Origin of the sequence: Actinomadura rubrisoli (assembly GCF_004349215.1) — a bacterium.
Lineage (GTDB): Bacteria > Actinomycetota > Actinomycetes > Streptosporangiales > Streptosporangiaceae > Spirillospora > Spirillospora rubrisoli.
On the sequence record NZ_SMKU01000316.1, the window covers coordinates 1 to 10,986 of the forward strand.

Sequence of the window (10,986 nt, forward strand, 5' to 3'; positions counted from 1 at the left end):
GGTGGTGATGGGGCGGTTTCTGGCGGGGAGCAGAGTGTCAGTTCTTCTCGGGGGGCGCCTGTGTTGAGGGGCAAGGTGATCGTGGTCGATCCTGGGCATAACGGAGGGAACGCCGGGCGCCCGGACGAGATCAATAAGAAGGTGTTCATCGGCAACGGGTACAAGGCGTGCAACACGACCGGGACCAGTACCGCCGCGGGGTACAGCGAGCATGCCTTTACCTGGGATCTGGCCAACCGGCTGGCGAAGGTGCTGCGGGGGGAGGGCGCGAAGGTCACATTGACCCGGGAGGACGATCGGGGCGTTGGGCCGTGCGTCAACGAGCGGGCCGCTATCGGGAACCGGGCGAAGGCCGATGCCGTGCTGTCGCTCCATGGTGACGGCGCCGCCGCGTCCGGGCACGGTTTCCACGTGATCGAGCCGCTTCCGGTGGGGAAGAACACCGGAATCGTCGCCGCGTCCGCTCGGCTGGGCGAGGCCATTCGGGACGCTTACCGTTCTGGCACCGGCATTCCGTACGCCAGTTATGTGGGACGAGCCGGGCTGGATCGGCGTGGCGATCTCGGTGGGCTGAATCTGTCCACGGTTCCGATCGTGTTCCTTGAATGCGGCAACATGCCCAATCCCGGGGACGCGGCCAAGATGTCCAGTGCCTCGTTCCGGCAGCGCATGGCCGACTCTCTGGCCAGGGGCTTCGAGCACTACCTCGGGTGAATCCGGCGGTCAGGAGCCCAGGGCCAGGGGCGGGTCCGCTTCCTGGCCGAGTGTCTCGATGAGCCACCAGGCGGCGTTCGCGCCGGGGTTCCGGGTCTCCTGTTCGAGCAGCCGGAAGACCTCCGGCCACATGTGCTCGGGATCGACGACGGCACCGGATCGCGAGGCTTCGAGAAGTCTCAGCACGTTGTCGAGAACGGGATCGGACGGTTCCTCCGCCTTGCCGGTCTCGGGTTCGGGTGGCACGTCCGGTTCGTCGTCTTGAGGGGACGCCTGCTCGACGAAGGTCCGGAGGGCCGCCAATCGGACCCTCGCCTCGCGTCGCAGGAGGGGCGGGACGGACGCGTCCGCCGCCTTCTCCGTCGCCCGTTCGAGCGTGGCGAGGGCCGCGGTGTTGTCCCGCTCGGCCACCTGGACGGCGCTGAAGTCGATGAGGAGCTCCGCCAGTTGGGTCGCGGCGCGCTCGTCGCCCGACTTTTCCATGTGGGCGAACGACCGGTCGTAGCATGCCTGGGTCGTTCTCATGTCGCCGAAGTGGAGGGCCGCCCGCGCGGCACGGCTGGCCGCGACGGAGGCGTTCCAGAAGTGCTCGCCCTTCTCGCTGAGGCGTTCGGCCGTCAGGCTCGCCTCCAGCGCCGCGCTGTGGTCGCCCAGGGCGGACGAGGCGTCCGCGATCACGAAGGCGGCGTTCGCCTGGCGCTTTTCGTCGCCGATCTGTCGTGCGCGGCGCGCGGCGGACTCCGCCCAGTGGAGGGCCTTGGCGTGGTCGGCGAGGCGGCGTGCCAGGCGGGCGTTGTTGACCGCCGCCGCCATGGTCGAGTTCAGGTGGCCGAGTTCACGGAAGGCTTCGGCGGCCCGTTCCCCGGCGTCGAGCGCGTCCCGCCACCGTTCCTGGTCGCTGAGGATCAGGCTCAGCTTGAACTCGGCCCGGGGGACGATCTGCGGCAGGGCATAGGCGTCGCCGATGCGGACGGCCTCGCGGCAGGAGGCCGCGGCCTGCTCGGCGGCGTCCATGCCGCGCAGGCCCTCGGCGTTGTCGAGAGCGGCGTTCGCCGCCTTCTCCGGCTGCCCGCGCTTGAGGAAGAGCCCGACGCGGACGGTGTTGAGGGCGACGACGCCGTCGACCTCGCGGCGGGCCGAGTACAGCGTCCACAGGTTCAGCGCCAGGTCGCTCGCGATGTCCAGCTCCGCCAGCTCCTCCGCGACGCGCTCGGCGGCGTGGAAGGGGGCCGGGTCGAGCTCCCCGGAGACGTCGGCCTCCGCCACCTGGTCGTTGATCTCGATGAGGCGGTCCCGCAGGTAGCGGATCGCGCGGAGCCGGAAGTCCCGGATGGCGTCAGGGGCCTCGTCCTCCTCCAGCCGCTCCGCGGCGAAGAGCCGGATCAGCTCGAAGAGGCTGAAGCGCGCCCGCGGTGGGTCGGGATGGTCGGGGACCGTCGCGTACCAGGCGAGATTGTGGTCGGTGAGCCGGTTGAGGACGAGTTCCTGGCGGAACCGGTCGGTCTCAGCGCAGTGCGCCAGCGACGTCGCGGTGACCGTCGAGCCGGGGAAGGCCGACATGAGGCGCAGCGTGCGGCGCGCGTTGGGGCGCAGGACGGCGTAGCTGAGCCCGATCGCCGCCCGGACCGGCCGTGCCCCCGCGTCCATGTAGTCGAGGCGGGTCAGCTCGTGCTCCAGGGCGCGGCGCAGACGGGAGACGTCGAGGCGCGGGTCCGCGGCGATCCGGGAGCCGATCATCCGCAGCGCCAGCGGCACGTCGTCGCACAGCGCCGCGATCTCCGCCAGGTCTCCCGGGTCGTGCTCCCTGTCCTGGGCGTAGGTCCGCAGGATCTGGACGGAGTCCGCTCTCTCCAGGGGCTCGACCACGAACCGGAGATCGGCATCGGAGTACTCCTGCAGGCGGTCCCGGGACGTCACGATCAGTGCGCAGGACGGCGCCTGCCGCGTGAGGGGCGCGACGTGCGCGGCGTCCCGCGCGTCATCGAGGACGAGGAGGACGCGCTCGCCGTCCAGATGGGCGGCGAACCGGTCGAACGCCTCGGCGTCGTCCATGGCGCCGCCTCCGAGATCGTCGCCGAGGGCCTCGGCGACGACGCGGACCACGGTTCGGGGGCTGCGGCGCGCCTCGGGGTCCAGCCCGTGCAGGTTCACGTAGAAGGCGCCGCCGCGGAACGTGGCGGCCAGGTTCCTGGCGACCGCCACCGCCACCTCCGACGTCCCAACGCCGGGCCGTCCGGACAGGAACGCGATGGCGGACCGCCGCTCGGCCATGGCGTCCATGATCGCGTCCCCGATCTTGGAGACGAGGTCGCGTCTTCCCGCGAAGAGCGGATCCGCCGCGGGAAGCGTGCACATGTGCCGCGCCGCGGCGTTCAGCGTGTGGCGGCGCGGGCCGTCGAGCCTCTGTCCCTCCTCGTCCGCCACCCGTGTGGAGCCCGCGGAGGGGGCGGTCTCGGGGAGGACGACCTCGGTCGACGTCGAGATGGGCTCCGGGAGGCGCCCAGATAGCGCGTCGAGGAACCTGAGCGTCGGAACCGAGCGGTCACCGGAGAGGGCATTCCCCAGGTGGTGCCGGCATTCCCGCGTGATGTTCGTGAACAGGTCCTTGTCGAGCTGGCCGGTCAGGACGCGGACGAACGTCGCCAGTGTCGCCCTGGCCTCGTCGGGATCGTCCGGGAATCCCGGTCCGGGTGAGATCCACCGCTCGACCGCCTCCGCGTGGCCGGGCAGGCCCGGGAGCAGCACGCGAGGGTCGAGCCCGCGCGAGAGCAGGCGGTCGCGCAGGGCGCGGGCGCCGTCGACGCCGCGGCCGTCCGCCAAGGCGGTCTGGACGCTCAGCCAGTTCACCGCGTCCGCCAGCGCACCCGATCCACGGCAGGACGCGTCGAGCGGGACCAGGACTGCCGCGGCCACCGTCGCGGCCTCGTGCAGGCCCACCGGGTCGGACGGGGGACGCGGGCCGGCGGCAGCAGTCGCCAGCACGGTGCTCGCCCGCCCCGACTCGAAGACCAGCTCGCGGTGCAGCGTGACGCCGGGCACGCTGCTCAGCACCTCGGCGACATCGGAGGCGTGGGTGACCCACACCGAGTCGCGCATCGAGAAGCCGCCGCTGATGTAGCGGCCGGTGACGACGCCGAGCACCACGCCGTCGCTGATCCTGAGCAGCGGCGCGCCGCTCATTCCGGGCAGCACCGAGACGGACTCGAAGCGCCCCACCTCGATCCCGTCGCGCTCGGTCGGCCCTCTCCACGCACCCGTGGCGGTCAGGTACCGGTGCTCATGCCCGGGATCCTCAAGCTGGGGCACGCCGACCAGGTACGCCTCCGTCTGCAATCGGACGCTGCCCCTCGACGCCAGCCCCGGCACCACGTCTCCCAGCGGCTCCGCGCGGCGCAGCACCCCGAGGTCCCGGTCCGGCGCGACGGCCAGCACCTCGCCGGGGGCCGGCGCGAGCCCGCCGGACAGGGCGTCGGTCCGGACCTCCGCGCCGACACGTCCGCCGTCGAGATCGTCCAGGACGTGGAAGGCGGTCACCAGGACACCGGGCACGACCTGGAAGCACGTGCCGATCGGCTCCGCGCGGGCGTTCAGCACCCGGCCCAGGAAGCCGGGGACGCTCGGGGACACGAGGTCGCTCATCGCCGCGCCCCGGCGCTACAGCCCGTCCTCTTCGGCGTCTTCCTCAGCGGGCGGCTCGTCACGGGCGGTGCGCTCGTAAGTGAGCTTCACCTTCAGCGTGGCCTCCCCGGAGGCCCCGGCCATGATGACGTTCCCCTTGGCGGAGAACTTCAGCCCGAACTCGACTTCGAGCGCCTGGGGCGCGGCCGCGCGGCGCGCCGTCGCGTCGATCATCGCCGCCGTCGAGGACGCGACGTCCACGATGGCCTCCTGGGCGCGGGCGAAGGCGTTCAGCAGATGCTCGGCCGCGTCCCCGGCTCTGGAGGTCGGCTCGGTGCCCACCGCCGGGACGGCCTCGACCAGCACGGTGGACGTGCCCACCTTCACGGGAAAGGTCAAACTCGCCACTGATGCTCCCCCTTCGCCCCGAACCCCCCGCAATTCTTATCGCACGGCCCGTTCGCTGCGCGCCGCTGACTTTGGAATATGACCCCTTTTGGCCAAGGGTCAGGTCAGGCGGGCGGCTATGCGGGTGAGCAGTGCGCTCAGGAGGGCGGTCTCCTCGGGGCCCACGGCGGCGGCCAGCCGGTTCGACTCGTCGTCCACCACGGCCGAGAGGGCGGTGTGCTTCTCGCGGCCGCGGGGGGTGAGGAACACCAGGACGCGGCGCCGGTCGGTGTCGTCGACCCGGCGGTAGACGCGGTTGGACGACACCATGCGGTCGATCAGCTTGGTGAGGGTGGGGGGCGGGAGCATCGCGTAGTCGGCTATCTCGGTCATCGCGTGGCCGCGCCCGTCGGCCAGCAGTGACAGGACGCGCCACTCGTCGATCGAGCAGTCGCCCGCGGTCAGCGCCGCGGACAGCCGTGACACCACACGTCGCTCCACCAGCGTGAGCAGTTGGGTGAGGTCTCGCTCGCGCTTCGCGGTCTTTGTTGCCTCCATGGGTGTCCACAGAGTACCGTTCACACACGAATTATTCATCTTCCAACCACTTTAGCGGTCCCAGCGATGGTCTCATCGGTCGGCCCCTTGGCTGAATACAGCCCGCCTCCGCCGCGGTCGAGACCGGCGGGGACGCTCACCGTCGCGCTCGTGGTGCCGCTCCAGGGGCCCGCGGGCATCTTCGGGCCGTCCTGCGAGCTGTGCGCCCAGCTCGCCGTCGAAGAGGTCAACCGCGAGCACGGCGTCCTCGGCCGTGAGGTGCGGCTGGTGCCGGTGGACGGCGGCGCCCCTCCGGAGCAGGTGGCCGACGAGGTCGGCGCGCTGGTCGCGGCCGGGACCGTCCAGGCCGTGACCGGGTGGCACATCTCGGCGGTGCGCGAGGTGGTCGCGCCGCGTATCGCGGGACGGGTGCCCTACGTCTACACGCCGCTGTACGAGGGCGGCGAGCGTGCCCCGTGGGTGTTCCTCACCGGGGAGACGCCGGGACGCCAGCTGCGTCCGGCGCTGGCCTGGTTCGCCTCCGAGCTGGGCGTGCGGCGGTGGGCGATCGTCGGCGACGACTACGTGTGGCCGCGGCGGTCGGCGCGGGCGATCCGGTCCTACATCGACGATCTCGGCGGCGAGCTGTGCGCGGAGTTCTTCGTCGGGCTCGGCACCCAGGACTTCGGCGGCGTGCTGCGGCGGCTGGCGCGCAGCGGCTGCGACGGGGTGCTGATGCTGCTGGTCGGCGACGACGCGGTGGCGTTCAACCGGGCGTTCGCGCGCGCCGGGCTCGACGAGGACCGGATCAGGTTCAGCCCGCTGATGGACGAGAACATGCTGCTGGCGACCGGCGCCGACAGCACGCGCGGGCTGTTCGCGGCGGCGGGGTACTTCGAGTCGCTGCCCACCGCCGACAGCCTCGACTTCGGTACCCGCTACCACAGCCGGTTCGGGGCGGACGCGCCCGTCCTGAACAGCCTCGGCGAGTCCTGCTACGAGGGTGTGCGGCTGTTCACCGAGCTCGCCCGCCGGGCGCAGAGCCTGGACGTGCGGCGCATGCGCGAGCTGTCGGACGGCCTCGGCTACGACGGCCCGCGCGGGCCCGTCGAGATGCGCGACCGGCATCTGCGGCAGCGGGTGTTCCTCGCCGCTGCGGACGGCCTGGAGTTCGACGTCATCCACCGCCTCTAGCCCGCCGGGCTCCTGGGGCGCCGATTCCGCTGTGCCGCACGGCCTATGGCGGTCACTTCGAAGTTTGCCTGGCCTTGGCATTGACGGATTCTTCACCAGGAAATAGTTTCTGTGGAAAGTAAGTGATTTGGGAGGCCCGTCATGGTGACGTACCGATACCGCTGCTCCGGCTGCGGTCCCTTCGACCTCGCACTGCCGATGGGGGAGGGGGCCGCCGAACGGCCCTGCGGGGAGTGCGGCGCCGCCGCGCGGCGGGTGTTCACCGCGCCGTCGCTCACCCGTCCGGGGAATCCGCTGACCCGGGCACTGGACGCGTCGAACGCCAGCGCGCACGAGCCGAGGGTCGTGTCCCGTCCGGCGGCGGGGCCCGGGCCCCTGGAACGGCCCCGGCCCGCGGCGCCGTCCGATCCGCGCCACGCGCTGCTGCCGCGGCCCTGACGGGAGGGGCCGGACATGGGAAGCGTGGGCCTGCTCTACGTCGGCGCCGTGCTGTTCGTGAACGCGGTGATGCTGCTCGGACGCGTCGACGCGCGCTCGGCGGCCGTCTTCAACCTCTTCGTGGGCGCCATGCAGGTGGTGCTCCCGACGATCCTGCTGGTCCGGGCGGGGGACGATCTGGCGCTGATCACCGCGGCGTCCGGAATCTACCTGTTCGGGTTCACCTACCTGTACGTCGGCATCGGGGGGCTGGCCGGGCTCGACAGCACGGGGGTCGGCTGGTTCTCGCTGTTCGTGTCGGGGGCGGCGCTGGTGTTCTCGGCGATCAACTTCTTCGACGTCGAGGACTACCCGTTCGGGGTCATCTGGCTCTGCTGGTCGTTCCTGTGGTTCCTGTTCTTCGTCGTCCTCGGACTCAAGCGCGGGGAGTACACCCGCTACACCGGATGGGTGACCCTCGCGAACGCCTTGGGCACCACGACGCTTCCCGCGTTCCTGCTGCTCACCGACAACTACACCACCGCGGCCTGGTTCGCCGTCGTCATCGGCGCCTGCGCCGTCGTGATCTTCGCCGGCCTGTGGATCCTCACCCGGCCGCAGGGGGCGGCCGGCCGTCCCGCGGAGACCCCGTCACCTCGATAAGCGGTTCCATCACTGTTACGGAGGCACAGATGCCCGAAGTCGTGTTCAGCGTCGACCAGGCCCGGTCCATGCGCGATCAGTCCCACCCCGGCCACAACCGGTGGCACCCCGGCATCCCCGCCGCGGCGTCGGTACGGCCCGGATCGGAGTTCCGGGTGGAGTGCCGGGAGTGGACCGACGGCCAGATCGGCAACAACGACTCCGCGAACGACGTGCGGGACGTCGACCTGTCCCCCTGCCACATGCTGAGCGGCCCCATCGCTGTGGAGGGCGCCGAGCCGGGCGACCTGCTCGTCGTCGACATCCTCGACATCGGCCCGGTGCCGCAGGAGAGCGGCCCGAAGCCCGGCCAGGGCTGGGGATACACGGGGATCTTCGCCAAGCAGAACGGCGGCGGATTCCTCACCGACTACTATCCCGACGCCTACAAGGCGATCTGGGACTTCCACGGCCAGCAGGCCACGTCCCGGCACATCCCCGGGGTGCGCTTCACCGGCATCACCCACCCCGGCCTGTTCGGGACGGCGCCGTCCCCCGAACTGCTGGCCCGCTGGAACCGCCGGGAGCAGGCGCTGATCGACACCGACCCCGGCCGGGTGCCGCCGCTGGCGCTGCCTCCGCTGGGGGAGGGCGTGCTGGCCGGGACGCTCTCGGGGGACGAGCTGGCCGTGGTCGGACGCGAGGGCGCCCGCACCGTCCCGCCCCGCGAGAACGGCGGCAACCACGACATCAAGAACTTCACCCGGGGCGCGCGCGTGTTCTACCCGGTGTTCGTGGACGGCGGGCTGCTGTCGGGCGGTGACCTGCACTTCAGCCAGGGCGACGGCGAGATCACGTTCTGCGGCGCCATCGAGATGGGCGGCTACATCGACTTCCACGTCGACCTGATCAAGGGCGGCATGGAGAAGTACGGCGTGACCACCAACCCGATCTTCATGCCCGGCAACGTCGAGCCGCGCTACACCGAGTTCGTGTCGTTCATCGGGATCTCCGTCGACCACGGCACCGACACCAACCACTACAACGACGCGACGCTCGCCTACCGCAACGCCTGCCTCAACGCGATCGAGTACCTCAAGACCTTCGGCTACAGCGGCGAGCAGGCGTACCTGCTGCTCGGCGCCGCGCCGATCGAGGGCCGGGTCAGCGGCGTGGTCGACATCCCCAACGCCTGCTGCTCGCTGTACCTGCCCACCGCGATCTTCGACTTCGACATCCGTCCGACGTCCGAGGGCCCCCGCCGCGCCGACCGCGGGCAGTGCGCCGTCTCGTCCTGACCAGCCGTCTCGTCCAGACAATGAGCGTGCGGCGGCCCGTGCCCGTGCGACCGTGGCACCTCGCCCGGCCCGCGGCGGACGGGCCGGGCCGCCGCGCCGCCGGCCAAGGGGGAAACCAGTGACCGACCACGAGACCTTCGAGCTGGGCGACTTCACGCTCCAGCACGGCGCGACGCTGCGCGGTGCCCGGCTCGCCTACAAGACCTACGGAACGCTGGCGCCCGACCGCGGCAACGCGATCGTGTACCCGACGTGGTACTCCGGACGGCACTGGGAGAACGAGTGGCTGATCGGCCCGGGCATGGCGCTCGACCCGGACCGCTACTTCATCATCGTCCCGAACATGCTGGGCAACGGGCTGTCCAGCTCGCCGAGCAACACCCCGCCGCCCTACGACCGGGCTCGGTTCCCCGACGTCACCATGTACGACAACGTGGCGGCCCAGCACCGGCTGGTGACCGAGCGGTTCGGCATCGAGCGGCTGCCGCTGGTCACCGGGTGGTCGATGGGCGCGGGCCAGACCTACCAGTGGGCGGTCAGCCATCCCGAGATGGTGGAGCGCATCGCGCCGTTCTGCGGATCGAGCAAGACCAGCCCGCACAACTTCGTGTTCCTGGAAAGCGTCAAGGCGGCGCTGACGGCCGACGCGGCCTTCGCGAACGGCTGGTACGAAACGCCACCGGTCACCGGGCTGCGCGCCGCCGCCCGGGTGTACGCGGGCTGGGGCTTCTCCCAGGCGTTCTACTGGGACCACGTCTACCGCCAGATGGGCTTCACCTCTCTGGAGGACTTCCTCGTCGGCTTCTGGGAGGGGTTCTTCCTGGACGACCGCGACGCCAACAACCTGCTGACCATGCTGTGGACCTGGCAGAACGCCGACGTCGGACGCACTCCGGGGTTCGACGGCGACACCGTGGCGGCGCTGGCGTCGATCCGGGCCCGCGCGCTGATCATGCCGGCGGAGAAGGACCTGTACTTCCCGCCCGAGGACGAGAAGTGGGCCGTCCAGCACATCGCCAACGGGGAGGTGCGGGTCATCCCGGGCGTCTGGGGCCACTTCGCCGGAGGCGGGCAGAACCCCGAGGACACCGCCTTCATCGACGCCGGGCTCCGCGAGCTCCTCTCCTCCTGAGCGGTTCGCGGCGGCCGGGACGTTTCCGGCGGCCAGGACGGTTCGCGGCGGCCGGGACGTTTCCGGCGGCCAGGACGGTTCGCGGCGGCCGGGACGTTTCCGGCGGCCAGGACGGTTCGCGGCGGCCGGGACGTCCCTGGAAGTCAGGTGGTCTGGCAGGGGGCGGCGACCTGCGCGTCCGCCGTGAGGCAGGGTGACGAGCCCGCCTGCTGGAGGAGCTTCCTGGCCGCGCCGCCGGAGAGGAAGGTGAGGAACGCCGAAGCCGGGCTGTTGTTGGGCGGCAGCCCGTAGGTGTAGAAGACCTCCGGAGCGGCGAACGGGTAATGGTCCATCGCCGCCGCGGCGCCGGGCCTCCTGCCGTCCAGCGCGAGCACGCGCACGTTGGGGTAGCGGCGCGTGTCCGCGGCGACGTGCAGCTCGGCGTAGCCGATCGCGCCGGGCACCGCGTTGACCGTGTCGAGGATCTGTCCCTGGCTGCTGCGCTCGCAGCGGATGGTGCGCAGGGCGGCGCGGATCTCGTCCTTGCGCCGGCAGTCCCTGGACGACAGCTCCGGCTCGGGCTCGCTGAGCACCCGCTCTTCGAAGATCGTCCGGGTGCCCGAGCCCTCGGTCCTGCTGACCAGCCGGATCGGCAGGTCGGCGCCGCCCCTCAGCTGCTTCCAGCTCGTGGGGCCGCCGCCGCGGGCGTAGATGGACCGCAGGTCCCGGACGGACAGGCCCGTCACACCCGTGCCCTTGTGGACGATGACGGCGAACGCGACCGGCGCGACCGGGAGCCCGCGGAAGCCCCGGATCCGGATCTCGTCGGAGTCCGGCCGGAGGTGCCCGTCGTGCATCGCGATCGTCGAGGCGGCGTTGCCGGTGGTGAGCGCGCGCGTCCCCTCGTTGGAGCCGACGGACCTCACCTCGACGTCGGCGTCCGGGCACCGGGCCTCGTAGCCGCGCCGCAGGACGTCGGCGGTCCGTTCGAAGGCGGTGGAGCCGACCAGCCGGAGCGTCCCGCTGAAGCACACGGCGCCCTCCTCGGGCGACGCGCTCCCGCCCGCC

10 protein-coding genes are annotated in these 10,986 nt (G+C 71.5%); 6 read left to right on the plus strand and 4 right to left on the minus strand.

Annotated elements, in window-relative coordinates:
- A partial coding sequence (locus E1298_RS37215) for an N-acetylmuramoyl-L-alanine amidase (protein ID WP_131901844.1) occupies positions 1-714 on the plus strand: 714 nt, incomplete at its 5' end.
- 9 nt (positions 715-723) lie between these two features.
- Here E1298_RS37215 and E1298_RS37220 read toward each other — a convergent pair.
- The 3 genes from E1298_RS37220 to E1298_RS37230 form a co-directional block, all read right to left on the minus strand.
- Complete coding sequence (locus E1298_RS37220; protein WP_131901846.1) at positions 724-4,353, minus strand: trypsin-like peptidase domain-containing protein; 3,630 nt, start codon at positions 4,351-4,353, stop codon at positions 724-726.
- 15 nt (positions 4,354-4,368) lie between these two features.
- Positions 4,369-4,740 carry a CU044_2847 family protein gene (locus E1298_RS37225; protein WP_131901848.1) on the minus strand — a complete coding sequence of 124 codons (372 nt, stop codon included), beginning with the start codon at positions 4,738-4,740 and terminating at the stop codon, positions 4,369-4,371.
- A gap of 99 nt (positions 4,741-4,839) precedes the next feature.
- Positions 4,840-5,277, minus strand: a complete 438-nt coding sequence (locus E1298_RS37230) for a MarR family winged helix-turn-helix transcriptional regulator (protein ID WP_131901850.1) — start codon at positions 5,275-5,277, stop codon at positions 4,840-4,842.
- A gap of 87 nt (positions 5,278-5,364) precedes the next feature.
- Between E1298_RS37230 and E1298_RS37235 the strand changes: the two genes are divergently transcribed.
- From E1298_RS37235 to E1298_RS37255, 5 genes are all read left to right on the plus strand, one after another.
- Entirely contained in the window at positions 5,365-6,450 is a 1,086-nt protein-coding gene (locus tag E1298_RS37235; RefSeq protein WP_243726040.1) for a substrate-binding domain-containing protein, read from the plus strand.
- Positions 6,451-6,591: 141 nt separating this feature from the next.
- On the plus strand, positions 6,592-6,888 hold the full coding sequence (locus E1298_RS37240) for an FmdB family zinc ribbon protein (protein WP_131901854.1): 297 nt from the start codon (positions 6,592-6,594) through the stop codon (positions 6,886-6,888).
- A gap of 15 nt (positions 6,889-6,903) precedes the next feature.
- Positions 6,904-7,530 (plus strand): AmiS/UreI family transporter, encoded by a 627-nt coding sequence (locus tag E1298_RS37245; protein WP_131901856.1) that lies wholly within the window; start codon positions 6,904-6,906, stop codon positions 7,528-7,530.
- 29 nt (positions 7,531-7,559) lie between these two features.
- Positions 7,560-8,807 carry a formamidase gene (fmdA, locus tag E1298_RS37250; protein ID WP_131901858.1) on the plus strand — a complete coding sequence of 416 codons (1,248 nt, stop codon included), beginning with the start codon at positions 7,560-7,562 and terminating at the stop codon, positions 8,805-8,807.
- A 118-nt stretch (positions 8,808-8,925) separates the two neighbouring features.
- Positions 8,926-9,939, plus strand: coding sequence for an alpha/beta fold hydrolase (locus E1298_RS37255; protein ID WP_131901860.1), 1,014 nt, complete (start codon positions 8,926-8,928; stop codon positions 9,937-9,939).
- Positions 9,940-10,082: 143 nt separating this feature from the next.
- On the opposite strand, the gene E1298_RS37260 is transcribed toward E1298_RS37255, so the two are convergent.
- Positions 10,083-10,986, minus strand: a 904-nt coding sequence (locus E1298_RS37260) for a substrate-binding domain-containing protein (protein ID WP_207945070.1), incomplete at its 5' end; no start/stop codon positions are given.